The sequence below is a fragment of the Wolbachia endosymbiont of Aedes albopictus genome, assembly GCF_024804185.1.
GTDB lineage: Bacteria > Pseudomonadota > Alphaproteobacteria > Rickettsiales > Anaplasmataceae > Wolbachia > Wolbachia pipientis_B.
Genome location: NZ_CP101657.1, coordinates 521,349 through 538,797, shown reverse-complemented (window position 1 = coordinate 538,797; position 17,449 = coordinate 521,349). Strand labels below are relative to the sequence as shown.

The 17,449-nt window shown below is 35.2% G+C and carries 21 protein-coding genes, 2 tRNA genes and 2 pseudogenes; 12 read left to right on the top strand and 13 right to left on the bottom strand.

The genetic code is table 11. The features are described from left to right. Positions 1-20: 20 nt before the first annotated feature. On the bottom strand, positions 21-467 hold the full coding sequence (gene yajC, locus NHG98_RS02755; RefSeq protein ID WP_096617668.1) for a preprotein translocase subunit YajC: 447 nt from the start codon (positions 465-467) through the stop codon (positions 21-23). Between the two features lie 131 nt (positions 468-598). Continuing rightward, a tRNA-Asp gene (locus NHG98_RS02750) sits at positions 599-675 on the bottom strand. Between the two features lie 191 nt (positions 676-866). Here NHG98_RS02750 and rpsB point away from each other — a divergent pair. From rpsB to NHG98_RS02715, 7 genes are read left to right on the top strand one after another with little or no spacing between them, the layout of a single operon-like run. After that, on the top strand, positions 867-1,715 hold the full coding sequence (gene rpsB, locus NHG98_RS02745) for a 30S ribosomal protein S2 (protein ID WP_096617670.1): 849 nt from the start codon (positions 867-869) through the stop codon (positions 1,713-1,715). Then, positions 1,696-2,556 (top strand): translation elongation factor Ts, encoded by an 861-nt coding sequence (gene tsf / locus NHG98_RS02740; RefSeq protein ID WP_096617672.1) that lies wholly within the window; start codon positions 1,696-1,698, stop codon positions 2,554-2,556. The genes rpsB and tsf overlap by 20 nt, the downstream gene beginning before the upstream one ends. 10 nt (positions 2,557-2,566) lie before the next feature. Next, a complete protein-coding gene (pyrH, locus tag NHG98_RS02735) occupies positions 2,567-3,301 on the top strand; it encodes a UMP kinase (RefSeq protein WP_096617674.1) in 735 nt (244 codons plus the stop codon). Positions 3,302-3,308: 7 nt separating this feature from the next. After that, a complete protein-coding gene (frr, locus tag NHG98_RS02730; protein WP_096617676.1) occupies positions 3,309-3,866 on the top strand; it encodes a ribosome recycling factor in 558 nt (185 codons plus the stop codon). 6 nt (positions 3,867-3,872) lie between these two features. Then, positions 3,873-4,442, top strand: coding sequence for a hypothetical protein (locus tag NHG98_RS02725; RefSeq protein ID WP_259245548.1), 570 nt, complete (start codon positions 3,873-3,875; stop codon positions 4,440-4,442). A gap of 16 nt (positions 4,443-4,458) precedes the next feature. After that, on the top strand, positions 4,459-5,154 hold the full coding sequence (uppS, locus tag NHG98_RS02720) for a polyprenyl diphosphate synthase (protein ID WP_096617678.1): 696 nt from the start codon (positions 4,459-4,461) through the stop codon (positions 5,152-5,154). After that, positions 5,144-5,770: a phosphatidate cytidylyltransferase gene (locus tag NHG98_RS02715; protein WP_096617680.1), complete on the top strand. Its 627-nt coding sequence runs from the start codon at positions 5,144-5,146 to the stop codon at positions 5,768-5,770. The genes uppS and NHG98_RS02715 overlap by 11 nt, the downstream gene beginning before the upstream one ends. A gap of 16 nt (positions 5,771-5,786) precedes the next feature. Here the strand turns inward: NHG98_RS02715 and NHG98_RS02710 are convergent, their stop codons facing one another. Both NHG98_RS02710 and coaD read right to left on the bottom strand, forming a co-directional pair. Continuing rightward, positions 5,787-5,987, bottom strand: a complete 201-nt coding sequence (locus tag NHG98_RS02710) for a zinc-finger domain-containing protein (RefSeq protein WP_259245546.1) — start codon at positions 5,985-5,987, stop codon at positions 5,787-5,789. A gap of 59 nt (positions 5,988-6,046) precedes the next feature. After that, positions 6,047-6,553: a pantetheine-phosphate adenylyltransferase gene (gene coaD, locus NHG98_RS02705; RefSeq protein ID WP_096617684.1), complete on the bottom strand. Its 507-nt coding sequence runs from the start codon at positions 6,551-6,553 to the stop codon at positions 6,047-6,049. Positions 6,554-6,634: 81 nt separating this feature from the next. Between coaD and NHG98_RS02700 the strand changes: the two genes are divergently transcribed. Both NHG98_RS02700 and NHG98_RS02695 read left to right on the top strand, forming a co-directional pair. Further along, a tRNA-Phe gene (locus NHG98_RS02700) sits at positions 6,635-6,707 on the top strand. 89 nt (positions 6,708-6,796) lie between these two features. Further along, positions 6,797-7,843 (top strand): glutamine amidotransferase-related protein, encoded by a 1,047-nt coding sequence (locus NHG98_RS02695; RefSeq protein ID WP_096617686.1) that lies wholly within the window; start codon positions 6,797-6,799, stop codon positions 7,841-7,843. A 198-nt stretch (positions 7,844-8,041) separates the two neighbouring features. Here NHG98_RS02695 and NHG98_RS02690 read toward each other — a convergent pair whose 3' ends face one another. The 4 genes from NHG98_RS02690 to NHG98_RS02675 all read right to left on the bottom strand — a co-directional run bounded on the left by NHG98_RS02690 (position 8,042) and on the right by NHG98_RS02675 (position 10,739). Continuing rightward, positions 8,042-8,200 carry a hypothetical protein gene (locus NHG98_RS02690; protein WP_259245544.1) on the bottom strand — a complete coding sequence of 53 codons (159 nt, stop codon included), beginning with the start codon at positions 8,198-8,200 and terminating at the stop codon, positions 8,042-8,044. A 3-nt stretch (positions 8,201-8,203) separates the two neighbouring features. Beyond that, entirely contained in the window at positions 8,204-9,358 is a 1,155-nt protein-coding gene (gene ubiH / locus NHG98_RS02685) for a 2-octaprenyl-6-methoxyphenyl hydroxylase (protein WP_096617613.1), read from the bottom strand. 124 nt (positions 9,359-9,482) lie between these two features. Continuing rightward, a complete protein-coding gene (locus tag NHG98_RS02680; protein WP_259245543.1) occupies positions 9,483-9,623 on the bottom strand; it encodes a hypothetical protein in 141 nt (46 codons plus the stop codon). Between the two features lie 111 nt (positions 9,624-9,734). Next, a complete protein-coding gene (locus NHG98_RS02675) occupies positions 9,735-10,739 on the bottom strand; it encodes an Mrp/NBP35 family ATP-binding protein (RefSeq protein ID WP_096617611.1) in 1,005 nt (334 codons plus the stop codon). A 36-nt stretch (positions 10,740-10,775) separates the two neighbouring features. Between NHG98_RS02675 and NHG98_RS02670 the strand changes: the two genes are divergently transcribed. Next, positions 10,776-10,946, top strand: coding sequence for a hypothetical protein (locus tag NHG98_RS02670; RefSeq protein ID WP_259245542.1), 171 nt, complete (start codon positions 10,776-10,778; stop codon positions 10,944-10,946). 112 nt (positions 10,947-11,058) lie between these two features. Here the strand turns inward: NHG98_RS02670 and NHG98_RS02665 are convergent, their stop codons facing one another. Next, positions 11,059-11,184 carry a hypothetical protein gene (locus tag NHG98_RS02665; RefSeq protein ID WP_259245541.1) on the bottom strand — a complete coding sequence of 42 codons (126 nt, stop codon included), beginning with the start codon at positions 11,182-11,184 and terminating at the stop codon, positions 11,059-11,061. Between the two features lie 232 nt (positions 11,185-11,416). Further along, positions 11,417-12,337, bottom strand: a pseudogene (locus NHG98_RS02660) (IS110 family RNA-guided transposase). A gap of 451 nt (positions 12,338-12,788) precedes the next feature. Here NHG98_RS02660 and terL point away from each other — a divergent pair. Next, a pseudogene (terL, locus tag NHG98_RS02655) lies at positions 12,789-13,241 on the top strand (phage terminase large subunit); the annotation flags it as partial. A gap of 76 nt (positions 13,242-13,317) precedes the next feature. Here terL and trhO read toward each other — a convergent pair. Next, positions 13,318-14,145 carry an oxygen-dependent tRNA uridine(34) hydroxylase TrhO gene (trhO, locus tag NHG98_RS02650; protein WP_096617947.1) on the bottom strand — a complete coding sequence of 276 codons (828 nt, stop codon included), beginning with the start codon at positions 14,143-14,145 and terminating at the stop codon, positions 13,318-13,320. 129 nt (positions 14,146-14,274) lie between these two features. Here trhO and NHG98_RS02645 point away from each other — a divergent pair, with 129 nt between their 5' ends. Continuing rightward, entirely contained in the window at positions 14,275-15,873 is a 1,599-nt protein-coding gene (locus NHG98_RS02645) for an ABC transporter permease (RefSeq protein WP_096617949.1), read from the top strand. Between the two features lie 10 nt (positions 15,874-15,883). Here the strand turns inward: NHG98_RS02645 and NHG98_RS02640 are convergent, their stop codons facing one another. Further along, complete coding sequence (locus NHG98_RS02640) at positions 15,884-16,777, bottom strand: Rpn family recombination-promoting nuclease/putative transposase (protein ID WP_259245539.1); 894 nt, start codon at positions 16,775-16,777, stop codon at positions 15,884-15,886. Positions 16,778-17,030: 253 nt separating this feature from the next. Then, on the bottom strand, positions 17,031-17,432 hold the full coding sequence (gene apaG / locus NHG98_RS02635; protein WP_187297604.1) for a Co2+/Mg2+ efflux protein ApaG: 402 nt from the start codon (positions 17,430-17,432) through the stop codon (positions 17,031-17,033). Positions 17,433-17,449 lie beyond the last annotated feature (17 nt).

The window sequence follows — 17,449 nt, the reverse complement described above, 5'->3', positions numbered from 1 at the left end:
AAATGAACTTTCTTTTAAAGTTATGCAGCATTTTTGCCTTTATCATCTTTTCCCTTTTTACTTTCCTCTGGTGGTTGATTTTTATTCTTTTTATCACTCTTTTCGATTTTGCCTTTTTCAATTGGTTTAGCTGCCACTTTTTGAGTTTCTTTGTTTAAAACTTCAGATATAGCGGACTTTAGGACTTTCACCTCAACTTTTGGTGCTATTTCTATTATAAATTGTGCATTTGCCTCATCAACTTTATTAACTTCACCTATTATCCCGCCAGAAGTAATGACTGTATCACCACGTTTTATTTGATCTATCATCTTTCTATGTTCTTTTAGTTTTTTTTGTTGTGGGCGAATAATGAGAAAATAAATTACTGCAGATATTAAAATCAATGGAATAAAACTAGCAAAAGATGCGCCGATACTTGATACATTGCTAGTTGCATCTGCTGCAAAAACTTCAGAAATGAGCATATTTAATCCTAATTGTTAATGATAAAAAAAATCTATTTATAATTACAATACCATGCTATGTCAAGTCTGGTGAAAACGTTTCTAAATACCGACAATAATATTGCGGATTTTAGATTATTCTAAAATCAGTATGGCGGGAGTGATGAGACTTGAACTCACGACCTCATGCGTGACAGGCATGCGCTCTAACCAACTGAGCTACACCCCCCTAATTTCTTTTTAGCGCTTTCGGGCTTCGACTTTAAAGCTAATAAACATGTTGCCCTTTGTCAATATTTTTTCTTTGCGCTTTGCTGTCTTTTCTATTACTATGTAAATAATTTAATTTCACACATGGCTTGTACAAGTAGTCCCATTAGGGTTATGCCATGGAAGATAAACTATTTGGAGGAATGATATATGACAAATTTGCCTGAAGTCACTGTGCGTGATTTAGCCGAATCTGGTGTACATTTTGGTCACAAAATTAGTCGCTGGAACGCAAAAATGGCTCCATACATATATGGAGTGCATCAAGAAAATCGTATACATATAATTGACTTGCGAAAAACATTACCATTGCTACAGGTGGCCATGAAGGCTTTATATGACGTTGCATCTCAAGGTGGTCGCATTCTATTTGTTGGTACAAAGTTTCAAGCTTTTGATATTATTGCAAGTGAAGCGATTCGTTGTGGTCAATATTACGTGAATCATCGATGGCTTGGTGGTATGCTTACTAACTGGGGCACTGTTTCTTCTTCGATAAAAACCTTGATGCAATATGAGAAAATATTAAATGACGAGGATAGCATTTTAACAAAGAAAGAATTGGGAAACATTGAAAAGAAAAAGCAAAAGCTTGATAAGGCGCTTGGTGGTATTAGAGAAATGGGAGCAATTCCTGATATCTTATTCATCATTGATACTAATAAAGAGCATATTGCGGTTAAGGAGGCTAAAAAGTTAGGAATTCCAATAGTTGCAATACTTGATACTAATTCTGATCCAGATGATATTACTTATCTAATACCTGGAAATGATGACTCAAGAAAATCAATAGAGCTCTATTGTAAATTAGCTACCGACTCTATATTAGCTGGAATAGAGTCTAGTCTAGCAAGATCTGGAGTTAAGATTGATAACATAAAAGGTGATGAGTTTATTCAAGAAAAAGAAGATGGTATTGTGCAAACTAAAAGGAAACGTAGTAAAGTTTACAAAGAAGAAGAAAGGGAGGTAGTAACAAATGAAGATGAATCCAGATAATATAAGGGAATTACGTGATAGGACAGGGCTTGGCTTAAGTGACTGTAAAAAAGCATTAGAAGAATGTGATGGTGACATCAAGAAAGCCGTTGATAAGTTGCGTACAATAGGTCTTGCTAAAGCTGACAAAAAATCTGATAGAGTAGCTTCAGATGGGCTCTTTGCTATGTGTTTGACTGAAAATTATGGTGTATTGGTTGAACTCAATTGCGAAACCGACTTTGTTGCAAGGAATAAGAAATTTATAGAGTTAGTTTCAAATTTAGCATCAATTGCTCATCAAGAACGCTGCACTAGCGTTGATGAGTTAAAAAATGCCAAGTATGAAAGCATTGGCACAGTGCAGGAAGCTATTATGAATGTTACATCAGTTCTTGGTGAAAAGTTAGAGTTGAGCAAGCTTTGTTACCTAGAGGCTAAGGATGGAGTTATTGCTGGTTATGTACACGGTGATGTACGTGGTTTAGGTAAAACTGGCGCTTTAGTTGTATTGCAATCACCCGGTAATAAGGCAAAGTTACAGGAAATTGGAAAACAAATAGCGATGCACATAGTTGCTATGAAGCCTGAAGCTTTGTCTATAGATGATTTAGATCAAATGAAGTTGAAAAATGAACGTTCTATAATTGAAGAGCAAGTAAGGAGCTTAAATAAACCTGAAGAAGTAGCAAAAAAAATAGTAGATGGACGAATGGCTAAGTACTATGAAGAAGTTGTTTTACTAGAACAAAAATTCATAAAAGATGATAAAATGAAGGTTTCTGATTTTATAAAATCAAGCGGGGTGAGTGCTATTAAATTATCTGATTACAAGTTACTTGTTTTGGGCAGTGCAAACTAAATGGTAAGAAATGTCTTCCTTAGTAGATAAAGTAAAATACTCTAGAGTGTTATTGAAGATCTCTGGTGAAGCTTTGATGGGGTCACAGTCTTTTGGCCATGATATGGGAACAATAAGCCAATTATGCAAAGATATAGCTGATGTTAACAGGCTTGGAGTTCAGGTATGTATTGTTGTTGGTGGTGGTAATATCTTTCGTGGCGCATCTGCATCTTTAAGTGGCTGTGAAAGAGCAAGCAGTGATTATATTGGAATGCTTGCAACTATAATCAATGCTTTAATTTTACAAAACTTTTTAGAAAAAAATTTAGTAGCTTCTAGGGTATTATCTGCAATACCCATGGCCACTGTATGTGAACCTTACATAAGAAGGAAAGCTATTCGTCATTTAGAAAAAGGTAGAGTGGTAATTTTTGCAGCAGGCACAGGCAACCCATTTTTTACTACAGATACAGCTGCAGCCTTACGTGCTGTTGAAATGAATTGTGATGTTATTCTAAAGGGTACACAAGTAAATGGTGTATACTCTGCTGATCCGAAAAAAAACGAGGATGCTGTAATGTATGATAGGCTTTCTTACACGGATTTATTGACTCGTGATTTAAAAGTTATGGATGCATCAGCAATTTCACTTGCTCGTGAGAATTCTATTCCAATTATAGTTTTTTCTTTGAAGGGAGAAAAAATAGTCAATATTATTAAGGGTCAAGGTACTTGTACTATAGTTTCAGATTGTAAACAGTAGGTAATTTATGTTAAATGAAATAAAAGCTAAAACAAAAGAAAGAATGCTAAAAACTATTCAGTCCTTTCATGATGATATTAAAGGCGTACGCACTGGTAGAGCTAGCGCATCGTTGCTTGATGGTATAGTTGTAAATATCTATGGTGGACATCAAAAGTTAAATCAGGTTGCAGGCGTTTCAGTTATAGATAACAAAACCCTATCAATTAAAGTTTGGGATATTAATGTTGTAGGTGAAGTGAAAAATGCTATATTAAATGCCAACTTGAATTTAAATCCTATTGTTGAGGGCAATACCATACGTATAGCTCTTCCGGACTTAACACAAGAAACCCGTGAAAAATTAGTAAAATTATTGCATCAGTTTTCTGAAAATGCGCGGATTGCCATCAGAAATATACGCAGAGATGTTATGGAAGAAATAGAGAAAATGAAAGGAAATAAGGAGATCTCAGAAGATGATTTTCATGGTGCTAAGAAGGAAATACAAAATATTACTGATGATAATATAAAAAAGATTGATGGTGAATTGTCCATCAAAGAAAAGGATATACTGCATCACTAAGGTAATATGAAAGAAACCTTCTGTAGTGAAAAAGAAAAAATTACATGCAAGGGTGCCATGGAGGTAGCAGGCACACAACCGTACGAACGTTGCAATATTGCACAGTATTGTACAGTAAATTATGTCATTCCAGTGCCCTCTTTTTTGTCATCCCAGTGCCTTTTTTCCCTGTCATCCCAGTGCGTGACACTGGGATCCATCTTATTTTCATCATGGACATTATATGCTCTAAGAATCTGTTATCCATTTCCCTCTTTCCTGTCATCCCAGTGCGTGACACTGGGATCTACCTTATTTTCATCATGGACATTATATGCCCCAAGAATCTGTTATCCATTTCCCTTTTTCCTGTCATCCCAGTGCGTGACACTGGGATCTACCTTATTTTCATCATGGACATTATATGCCCCAAGAATCTGTTGTTCATTGCATAATTTGCAAATATTTTTATACTTAGATCCCAGTGTCACGCACTGGGATGACAGGAAAAAGGGCTACTGGGATGACACCTTTCAAGTGTCCCAAATCACAATGTTTGTACAGTTATATGTCAAGTGCTGGAATGATATCGAGTAGTTTAGGTGAACTTTAAATGTTGAATCAAGAATCTTTACCGAAACATTTAGCAATTATTATGGATGGTAATGGTAGATGGGCGAACAATCAAGGAAAGGTAAAAATTGATGGTTATAAAAAGGGCAGTGAAGTTGCATATGATATTGCCAAGTATTGTACAGACCTAACCATACCCTACTTAACTTTGTATGCATTCTCTATGGAGAATTGGCTTAGACCCAAAAACGAAACTGACTGTCTATTTGATTTATTTTACTCTGTTTTAACTAATGAAGATAAAGTCAATTTCATTTGTAACTGTAACATTAAGTTGAATTTTATTGGCAATTTAAGTCTGTTATCCAGTAAAATATTGGATCAAATTAAAAAAGCAGAAGAAATGACACATAAGAACGATGGTTTATTACTCACCGTGGCAGTCAGTTACGGAGCAAAGCAAGAAATTACACAAGCTATAAGCAATATTATAAAAGAAAATATTGTTTATGTATCGGAAGAGGAATTTGAAAAATTTCTATATACTAAAGATCTGCCAAAATTGGATTTATTAATTCGCACTGGCGGCGAAAAAAGGTTAAGCAACTTTTTATTATGGCAAGCAGCTTATGCTGAATTATATTTTTGTGATACTTTATGGCCTGATTTTTCTTGTCAAGATTTGAGCAAAGCATTAGAAGATTATATAAAAAGAGAGAAAAAATATGGTAGATAATAATTTTATAATTAGAATGTTGTCCTCAATAGTAATATTATTCATATTTTCCTTTGCTACATATTTCAGTGATTTATCGTTTTACCTATTGATTTTTTCAATAGCAGTTTTATCTTCTTTTGAATGGTATAATCTAACCCAAGGAAACAAAATTTTATACGTTTTCGCATTATTATTGATTGCACTACCAAACGCCTCATTAATATATTTATATAACCTACCACAGGGAAAATACGCATTAGTATGGTTCGTCTTAACCATTTGGGGAATTGACATTACTGCCTACCTATTTGGTAAGAATTTTGGTAGAGCTAAAATTTGCCCAATTCTTAGCCCTGGAAAAACTTGGACAGGACTTCTTGGTGCGATTTTAGCTGGAGTAGTGTGCACAATTTTTGGATCAATATTTTTTGGTTTATTTTCAATTCTTTATTCTCCAATCATTGGCCTTGCAATCGCTATTCTAGCGCAACTTGGCGATTTTACTGAGTCGCTTGTTAAAAGAGCTTACGGTGTTAAAGATAGTGGAAGTATGATACCTGGCCATGGAGGAGTGCTCGATCGTATGGATAGTTTCATCTTTACTGCCCCTCTTATTGCTATTTACATAAGCTAAGTCTGCAGAAGTGCCATTAGAGTTCATCCCTAGTCAGCTCCCCAACCGCTTCTACAGTACAGTCATGGACAAACCTCTTTTCACAATAAGGGCAGGCTATTTCCTCTTCTTCTCCCATATCTAAATATATTAATGGATGGCCAGAACCCTCATCATTCTCATCACCATGACAACAAACTTTTCTATTATTCACCCTCACTTTTGACATGCTACTCATTTAGCTTATAACATTTTATATATTGAGTATACCCATTTATAAATAAAAAACAACAAGCACTATTCTTCATTTTTTATCCTATTCAAGTTAATCAATTCGTTTTGAACGCCTTTTGATACAAATTTGCTAACATCTTCTCCTAATCTTGCTATTTCCTTTACAAAACTTGATGAGATAAATTGAGTATCTTCAGAAGCAGGAAGAAATATGGTTTCGATTTCAGGAAGAAGTTTATAATTTACCCAACTCATTTGAAACTCGTAATCAAAATCCGATACTGCTCTTAATCCTCTAATAATAATAGAAGCATTCTGCTCTTTAGCAAACTTCACTAGCAACCCATTAAAAGATATAACATCTGCATCAATTCCTAGCCCTTTGATTTCACTTTCAGCCATGCTTGTGCGTAGCTTTGTGTCAAAGGCAATACGCTTATTAACGTTTTCCGCAACTCCTATTATTAATTTATCGACTAGTTTACACGCTCTTTTTATTATGTCAATATGCCCAAAAGTTATAGGGTCAAATGTGCCAGGGTAGATTCCTATTTTGTTATTAATGTTCATCCTTTATTTTTATATAAACTACTTTAAAAACTTTTAATAGACATAATAACATTTTTTATCTAAAAATGAAAGTATACAGTTGGCCTGATAGCTCAGTTGGTAGAGCAAAGGACTGAAAATCCTTGTGTCGCTGGTTCGATCCCTGCTCAGGCCACTTCTCTTTCTTACCAAACTTACCTTTTTATTGCAAAATGTTCTGTAATATGTTATGATATTGATATAAGTGTTGAGAGGTTAAACTATATGTATAAATGTTATAGTAAAATATTTAATATCATATTAATTATAGTTCTATTATTAAGCAATATTACTTATGCTAGCGTTAGTGAAAGACCAGCATCTCAACATGTAACCAGAAAAGAAGAACCAGCATTAACTATCTTGACGGCAGAAAATAGAGTAAATGATGACATAGTTGTTGGTTTGTTGAAAACGGAAGAAGAGACATACCCGCATGAGCTTGGGCTATCTCAAAATGTCTACGAGATGTTTAATAATTTTAGAGTTAAAATTGTACTAATTGATTATAATAAAATAATTAGCCTTAAAAAAATTCAGACAGAGTCACTTAATCTCGCAAAACAAGATGAAACATTGGCAAAGAAGTTAACATTAGACCGAATAAAAGTTGAAGTTGCACAATTCATTAAAGAGCACAAAATAAATAGAATATTCATTCCAGGAAATTACTATAATTTACACTCCGAACCTTTTCCTCCTACTCCTTGTTGCCAGCTTGTTACTGAAGCAATTGTAAAAATAATTGATGATAACCCTGCAATTCATTTACTTGGCATATGTGGTGGTTTGCAAGGCATAATGAATGCAAAGGGAATTGAAGTAGTGAGTGTGGCAAATCTTGTGAGTGATGAAGAAAAGCAAAGATCTCATTTAAAATCAGCACCTAACCCACAGAAAGAGGATGTACCTCTCCAGCAGATAAAGATCGTTCCAAACAGTCGTTTAGCGGAATTAGTAGCTAAATTCTTAATACCTAATGAAAATGGATGGTTTTCAACATATTTTCCAGATGCTCATTCGGGAGCAGTGAGTAATACGCCAGAAAATAGAAGAAAATTGGAGTTACTTGGATATAAAGTTGCAGCATTTTCCAGCGATGGGGTAATAGAGGCTATTGAAGATAAGCATGGTAATATCTACTTTCAAAGTCATCCAGAAGCCCTTGTTGTAAAATCAGATAAAAACCTCTATTTATCAAATCACAAGGAACGTCAAGTGTCTACACTAGTTGCTATAGCGATTATAAATGATTTTCTTTATCGTGCTTAATGCCTATAGCTTTAGGCTTACCGACGATTTGAAAAACGACAAATTCATCATGTATCCGTTCAGGATAGCGGCAAGACCATAGAGTAAATGTGAGCTTACAATAAATGGTGTCATCCCAGTGCTTGACACTGGGATCCAGTTTTCCATATAACCTCATCGAAAACGTTGTATTTTAACGTAAAACATCTATTTTTATGCTTACCAACTTAATAAAATTCCTGGATCCCAGTGTCTGGGCACTGCCGTCATAAAGGAACCAGTGTCAGCTACTTGGATGACAGGAGAATGACACCCTCCTAGTAGGCCCAAATTGCAATGTTCGTACAGTTGTGGATACTGCGGCGGTATGACTTGCATTAGCTATAAAATAGTAGTTCCCATAGCATGTCGAATGAAGCTTTTTTTGAGAAAATTTGAATTTTCAACTGCAATCAAGCCAAGATTTCTTAGTGCTTTAGCGCAGAATATTCTGTTGGAGAACATCCTATTTAATCCATCAGTTGCAAGCGCCATTGTAAAATTATCAAAGTATCTGTTACGTGAAATTTTCTTTAATAAATAACTACTGCCAACATCAATACCAGATGCTTTTGCAGCAACTGTGTGCTTTATAACACTTTCTACATCTCTAATTCCAAGATTAAGCCCTTGACCTGCAACTGGATGAATTGAATGTGCTGCATCTCCGATAAGCAAAACTCTACCCTTATATAACTTTTTTGCGAAAGCAAAACTTAAAGGATAAAATTTTCTTTTACCCTCTAATTTTATCTTTCCTAAATAAGAACCAAATCTTTTTTTGAGTTCCACAATAAATTCCTCTTCAGATAGGTTCATTAGCATTTTTGAAATTCCAGATTTTTCTGTCCAAACTATCGAAGAAGTATAGCCATCCTTCATCGGTAGAATTGCAAATGGACCGCCAGGAAAAAAACGCTCTACAGCTAAGTTTTGGTGATACAGTTCATGCTTTACATTAAATACTATGCTACTTTGTTTATAATCAAATTTCACTATCGGTATAGAAAATAACTCTGGTAGCTTAGAGTTCTTGCCTTCAGCGCAGATAAGTAGCGATGATATTAATTCCTGGTTATTATCAAGAATAACTTCCACATATCCTGAATCACAAGCAATTGTTTTATAGGAATGTGGAGAGTATATATTTAGTTTATTCAAAAAATTATTGTTGATTGCATTCCATATAGTGGCATTGTTAATAACATAACCCATTGGTTCTTCATCAACCATTTTATGATTGTAATGCACAGTAACCGCATCTAATATGCATATATCAAGTATTGGCTCAGCTTCGCTTTCTATAAACTGCCAAATCCCTAATTTTTCCAATATTTTTTTCGAGCCTTGAGAAATAGCAAACGCTCGATTGTCATCTACTACACGTGGTAGACTATTTTTTTCAATTACAGCTACAGACACAGAGTCACAACTGAGGCCAATGGCAGTAATAAGACCAAGTAACCCACCACCTGAAATGATTACATCATAATTCATTTTATTTATCTAAAATTATATTCTATCTATTTTAAAAATAGTTTAAACAAACTTTATATATAAATTAAATTTTTTAGATCCCAGTGTCAGCTACTTGGATGACATCTAAAGACACTCCACCTTGTCATTCCAGCACGTAACGAACAACTGTACGAACATTTTGCGAAGGCAGTGTGTTAAATGCTATGGCCGGTTTTGCCTCAAACACAAAGGCAGTACTTGACACTGGGATCCATTCTTCTTTTTTTCTGGATTCCAGCGTCACGCGCTGGAATGACAAAAGCTGCTAATTTTTCATGTAAGTAATGGTTATGCAAGCAGTCTATTTTGTAACTAACAAAAGAGGACTTTGATTCGCATGTTTCTCACGCTTATTCTATTGTTTAACTATACTTTGAGCAATGTCTTCATAAATCTTTGTCAAATCTTCACTTAGCATTAAAGGATTTCCACAATCAGAAGCATGGCATATTTGTGGATCTAAAGGAATCCTACCTAAGAGTTTGATTCCTAGCTCTTCAGACATTTTTTTTGCACCGTCTTTTCCAAATATATATATTTTTGAGTTATTTTGAGTAAAATAGCTCATGTTTTCCACAATGCCAATAATCGGTATACTGAGCTTTATAAACATATCGTAAATTTTGCGTGCATCAATCAAGGCAAGCTCCTGTGGAGTTGAAACCATTATCGCCCCGGTTAAGTTAAAATTTTCCATAAGACTTAAATGCACATCGCCAGTTCCAGGTGGTGTATCAACTATCAAATACTCTATATCGGACCATTTTGTTCCCATGAGCAGATTATAAAGTGCTTTTGTGATCATAGGGCCACGCCATATCGCTGCACGATCTTTATCAATAAAATAGCCGATTGAAATAGTATGCAGGCCATACTTTTCTATAGGCATTGCTTTCCCATCCCGTATTTCTGGCTTTAATTTTTCAGTGCTAAGGATTTTAGGAATTGAAGGCCCATATATATCTGCATCAACTAATGCAACTTTATGTTTCAACTTTGCTAATGAGAGAGCAAGATTTAGCGCAACTGTGGACTTGCCCACACCGCCTTTACCAGAGGCCACAATGATTATATTTTTCACTCCTTCGATATGTAATTTAGCTTTTTGTTGCCCAGTTTGTTTTTGACAAGTAGCAACCACGATCACTTTTGTCACCCCTGGTATAGCTTTAACAGCCTGCTCACAATTTCTTCTTAATTCTTCGTTTGCTTGCGTGTTACCAGCAACTTCAAGCGCAAAACCAATGTCCCCGCCTTCAATAATGATTGAGGATATTATGCCAAGAGCGATCACATCTTTACCGCTTTTTTGCTCTATGACTTTTTTTAAGTTCTCTCTTACAATTTCTTCGTTGATCATTAGACCTCTTACATAGCAGATCCCAGTGCGGAACATTTGTTTCAGAAACAGTATGTTAAATGTTATAGCAGGTTTTGCCTAGAACACAAGCCAAGTACTGTTTCACTTTATAACAGTGTCATCCGAGTAGCCCCTTTTTTGTCATCCCAGTGCCTATTTCTTTGTCATCCGAGTAGCCCTACGTCATACCGCCGCGGTATCTCTTAACATAGATCCCGCTGCGGGATGACGAATTGCTTAACCGTCATACCGCGATTCATTCGCGGTATCTCATCCGCTAACACATAGCGGAATGACGAATTACTTAACCGTCATGCCGTCACGGTATCTCATCCGCTAACAAGAGATCCCGCTGCGGGATGACGAATTGCTTAACCGTTATACCGCCATGAACCGTCATACCGCCGCGGTATCTCTTAGCCGCTAACAAGCAGCAGACCGTCATATCAACTATGTTTTTTTTAAATTTTTTGAATTTAGTTTTATTACAACTCTTGTTTATAATTTTGTATTTTTATTCAATTAGAAAATGCATTTTTGACAATAAACACCCTAATTTATCATAGAAAAATTTTATATCAAACAACAGTTACTGCTTAGATTTTATGGTTAACGAATATGTGCTTTAAGTGTGTGTGGACGCACATATTCGTTAACTTATTTTCTATGCAGATTTTTTAATTCACATTAACTGCTTCTTTAAGCCTGGCATTAGCAATAACCATAATTTTACGCATTAGAGCTTACCATCTTCTTCTTACCACTTTCAATGAGCTTGGAATAAAAGGCACCAAGTGCAGATTTGGACTTTGCAGCAGCCATTGCAGCCGTAAAAAGCTTAGTACGAACATTGCTTCTACCGCCTGTTATTCTTCGATAACCAATAGCTTTTCCACTTTCTTTTGGATGCGGTGCAACTCCAGCAAGACTTGCTACTTCTTTTCTGTTTAAGTAGCCAAGCTCCGGCATCAGACACACAAAATCTTGTGATAACTTTGGACCTATTCCTGGCACTGTTCTCAGAATTTTTTGGCGCTTCTGTAACTCTAGATTTTTATCAATGATTTTTTGTATGGCATTATTGAGCTTATTTATCTGACTGTTAAAAAAGTCAATGGTTTTTTGGCAACTTTTTTTTGTGTAGTCATTTTCAGGTGCTTCCAACCTACATTTCTCTTGGGCTCTCATTTGTGTAAGGTCATCACGACGTTGACAAAGTGCAATCAAAGTTGATTGTTCTTTAGAAGTAGGGAGAAAGAGTTCTATGGCGCATACTGAGCAAGAGCCATTGCATCTGATTTATCAGACTTTGCTAAAGTTCCGTGAGACAAGATAAAGCTTTTTACTTTACGGGTATTAGCTCGATGTACAGCGATATTCTTGTCAATAAGAAAATGCGATAAACCAAGCTCATATTTTCCTGTATTTTCTAAAGTTACTAAAGAATTAGGTAAGATACCTGAAAACTTTTTAAACAATTGTTGCCAACCAGAAGCATTATTATCAAATTCGACAACACTCTTCTGTGTGTGAACCGCAACAACATTTTTAAATTTTCCGATGTCAATACCAATAAAGTTTTGATAAGATGTAACCATATTAACAACCTCGATAGTTTATTGATTTAAGATTGTAAACGGGTGCATACATATGTCCCATGCAACTATTCAAACGTATCGAGGGATAGGGCTAGTGTACCTTGATATAGACGGTTGTTATAACACCAACGCCGCGCACACGCCCGTGATAGCTCTATTCCTATAGTGAGTAGAGTTATCTTCCCTCTTGTTTCTTTTATAACATATTTTTAACTTACAACCGCCGCGGCGCATAAGTGTTGAAAGTGCTATAAGTGGCATTATATAAAGTGGTTAACGGCATAAATTTCAATGGTAAATTAAAAAAGCGCCTTTTTGCCTGTGGTTAGAAGGTTTAAGCGAATTTTCGACGTGGTTTATCTGCTTTCCCAACAACGAAGGTTGATATCAAGAGGAGATTTACATACCATTAATTTAATCACCTTGTGTGATTGCACTTTCAACACTTATGGGCTTTAGCGTTTGTACCACCTGGGCAAAAGCGGATAATAAATTCTATTTACTTGATGTATATCGTGCAAAGCTTGAGTATCCAAAACTTAAAGAACAAGTTCTGTCACTAGCTGCAAGGTGGAAGCCACATGCAATTTTAATCGAAGCAAAAACGAGTGGTCAGCAATTGATTCAAGAGCTAAAGACAAATAGTGACCTACCTGTTGTCGAGATAGTACCACATAGCGGTAAACTTGCTCGATTCTACCAAATTGTTCCAATAATAGAGTCTGGTAAGGTTTTTCTGCCGCACCAAGCAGTATGGCTCAGCGATTTTGAGTATGAGGTTTTAATGTTTCCGGAAGCTCGCCACGACGACCAAGTGGATAGTACCGTGCAATATTTGCAGTGGGTGAGAAAGACTAACACCAACGCCTTCAGAATCAGGGGTTTTACCCCCGATTCTGTTTGAGGTAGTTATGGTGAAGTAAGGGAAACCAATCCCAGCATCACGCGCTGGGATTATAAAGGTCAAGTAAAGGGAATTCTTACTTACTATAGCTATAACACTGAAGTTTACAATCAGAACAAACCACTTGGCCACGTGGAACTGACTTCAGCTTATCAGTTGAAACTTGATTTGAGCAGAATATACATTTTATTGTGTTGCTTGGAGTAAGTGAGTTATCAACAGTAATTCTATCATCAAAAACAAAACACTCACCTTCCCAATTACCATTTTTATTATAAGTTTTTTCAAGGTAAGAAAGAATGCCACCTTTCAGGTGGTACACATCGTTAAATCCAAGATTTTTCATGTACGCTGTTGATTTTTCACATCTAATCCCACCAGTACAGTACATAGCTACTTTCAGGTTTTTACTCTCAGAGAAAGACTTTGCCCACTCAGGAAAATCGCGAAAACGCTGAGTATGTGGATTGATTGCATTTTTAAACTTGCCTAATTTCACTTCATACTCATTTCGTGTATCTATTACTAAAACGTCAGGTTGAGAAGTAAAATCATCCCAACGCTCTGGATCAACATATTTACCCTTAAGGGAAATATCAAGATTGCCTACACCAAGATTCACGATCTCTCTTTTTAATTTTACCTTCATCTTGCTAAAAGGTTGATATTCTGCTGCACTCTCTTTCCATGTAAGGTCCCTTAGCCTATAATCAGAACGTAGAAAATCGAATATTTTATCAATCGCGTTTCTTTCACCAGATACGGTTGCATTAATACCCTCTTCTGCAAGGAGTATAGTACCCTTTAATTCAATGTTATCGCATGCGGTTTTTATTTCGTCTTTCATGTCATAATAATTAGAGAGTTCCACAAAGTGATAGAAAGTTGCAATGACGAAGCTCATGATTATTCACTTATCAACTAAAAACATGATATACAAAATTATAAAGGTATTCAATATTACGGCTGTTAATTACTGGATATCTTCAGTTTTTACATATAACATTTTAATACCAAATATAGATCCAAATTAATGTTTTTGAGAGTATTTAAAAATATATTCTTATTTTTAGTAAGTATATTATTCGTCTGTCCTATACTATCGTTAATATCGATTCTATTTACAGAATCAGCAAATTCTGGATGGGTAATCAGTACACTTTTCCCTGAATATATACTGAGTACGCTAATTTTGATGATAGGAGTAGGGGGGATATCCTTCATATTTGGAGTGATTCCAGCATGGCTCACCACATTTTTTTCATTTCCTGGAAGTAAAATTTTTGAGATTGCTTTGTTCTTTCCGGTATCGATTCCTGGATATATAGTAGCGTTCGTCTATGTAAATACACTAGAATTTTCAGGTCCGGTGCAGAGCTCATTAAGAGACATTTTAGAGTGGAGCAAAGGTGACTATTGGTTTCCTGAAATAAAATCCCTAGGTGGTGGAATATTAGTAATGGGATTTAGTTTGTATCCATACGTTTATATGTTAGTCCGCTCAAGTTTAAAGAATGTTAGTAACTCAGTCACTATTGCATCAACACTTGGGTTCTCCTCATTGAAGAGCCTGTTTTCTGTCATCATACCTTCCATACGTCCATCAATTATAGCTGGGTTGTCCTTGGTACTAATGGAGGTAATTACGGATTTCGGCACACCACAGTTTCTTGCTATCGATACTTTTACGACAGGAATATATCGCACCTGGTTTTTACTGCATGATAAGTATTCAACTACTGTTTTAGCAGTTGTAGAATTGATTTTCGTTGCAACACTAATAGCTATCGAAAAGAAACTACAAAAAAAAGGAATATCTTACTCTTCAATCAACACTAATGCAGATTATCACAACAAACGGAGTGTAAGTGGTGCTGTACCGTTAATTTGCACTTATGTTATGTGTGCATTACCAATATTGATAGGTTTTATTTTGCCAATGATTCCACTCATGTATTGGAGCATAGAGAAGGGGTTTTTCATATATGAAGCAAGGTTCTATAATATAATAGCAAATAGTGTTGGCTTATCATTTATCACCGCATTAATCTCAATTAGCATTGCAATAATGATTGGATATACGGCGCGTAAAAATAAGGTGATCAATAATGTAGCACGTCTCATTTCTTTAGGCTACGCAATTCCAAATGCAATTATTGCAATTAGTATAATAATATTTTTAAGCAGAATATCTTCTTTCATTACTCAATATATTGTGGAAATTAGCTTAGTAGGAACTATTGGCGCATTAGTTTACTCATATTTATTTCGTTTTTTTGCTATATCTTTCGAGGCGGTAGAATCAGGGCTCAAAAAAACACCAAATGAAATTGAGTGGACTGCATATACCATGGGTCATGGGCCTATTTCCACATGTTTGAATGTTCATATCCCTCTCATCAAGAAAAGTATATTATCGGGATTTTTGCTCGTATTTATGGACACTATCAAGGAGCTCACAGCAACACTCATTATAAGACCATTTAATTTTGAAACTATATCAACTAGAATATATGAACTTGTAAGCGATGAGCGCTATAGAGAAGCTGCCCCATTTTCGTTGATAATAGTTATAGTAGGCTTAATCTCTACAATAACCTTATTTACACTTGATGATAAGGATAAAAAATAAACGTAACCGTTCACAGATTTCCACTTAATTCTTCAATCTCACTAATAGAAAGGCCTGTAAACTTGACAATAGTGTTGACATCAACATTATTAGCAAGCATTGCTTTTGCGACTTCAATTTTCCCTTCAATTTTTCCTTTCTCTATACCTTTTTGTATACCTTTCTCTTCAGCAAGATCAAGTCTGTATTCAAGAATAGCTTCTTCTTTGCGTAGATCCATTATCCTTTCTTCATAGGCTACTAAATCTTTTTCGTTCCAACGAAACTTGTCTAATTCATCATATGCTAGCTTTATTATTGGCGCTTTTTCTGCTATCTCTTTTAAGTCCTCTTCTGTTGTTTCTTCTGCGTATTTAAAAAAGAAACACCACCTTTCTACTATACTTTCTAACTGCTCTACTTTATTTTTTGCGAATTTAGGCAACTCAATAAAGACAAACTGAAAATCTTTTAAGTAATGGCCGTTAGTTTTTATATCACGTATATTGTGAGTAGAAATATAATCAACTTCTTCAGGAAGTAAGTTACAATTTGATATAGCAATAAAGAAGACTTTCTTTAAATCAATGTAGTTGCCAGATTTATCTAATTGTCTTGAATAGGCTTTAGCGGCATATAATTGAGCGCGTTTTTCGAAGCCCTTGTCTCTAGCGAGCTGCATTTCTGCTATATATCTATTTCCGTGAGAATCCTTGCAGAGAACATCAACAATACTTTGTTTATCAGAGGCAACTTCGGGATCCATAATAGTGCTAAGAAACTCAACTTCTTGTATTGCATTTATCTCAGTAAACCCTAAAATATCGTTCAAAAAGTGAATAAGGATATTCTTATTTTTTTCCGTTCCAAAGATTTTTTTGAAACACAAATCATTGCGAGGATCGAGAAATTTTGAAAGAGCCATGGCAAAAATGCTTAAAAATATTAATAATTATACACTATTATTAACAATTATTCAACCATATTTTTGAAGATAGCTATGCTGCCGTGGCGCTAACTAGTAGCGGTATGATGGTTTTTCAAATTGTCGTAAGTCAGTTTAGCTATAGGTAGCAATTTTCTGTATTTATTTTAAATTGAAGAAAGCTCAAATGAAAGATCGTGCTTTGCTAAAAATCACAGAATGCAGTCTGGTTACAAATAAACTATTTTGATAGTTAATGGGGTCTAGTTTTGACGTATGGACTATCCAAAGAAAAGGGTGGTATCATAACCTCAAAAATTTTTATGCTTTCTTCATTCAGAAATTCATACTTACCCTGCATTACTCCTGACGGTGCATTTAAGTATGTTCCACTTGTGTATTTAAATACCTCTCCAGATTTTATCACAGGTTGTTCTCCGATAACACCAACTCCGGCAATTTCATTTATTTTTCCCTTATAATCTATTATTTGCCAATGACGACTTAATAATTGAATAGTTGATTGGCTTTTGTTTTTTATCTTAACGTTATACATCCATACATAGCAATTTTCATAAGGAATGGATTGCTCTTCAATATAAATTGGTAAAACTGTAACTTCAACAAAGTTGGTAGTTAGTGTGTACTCTATCATTATAGAATATTCATGAT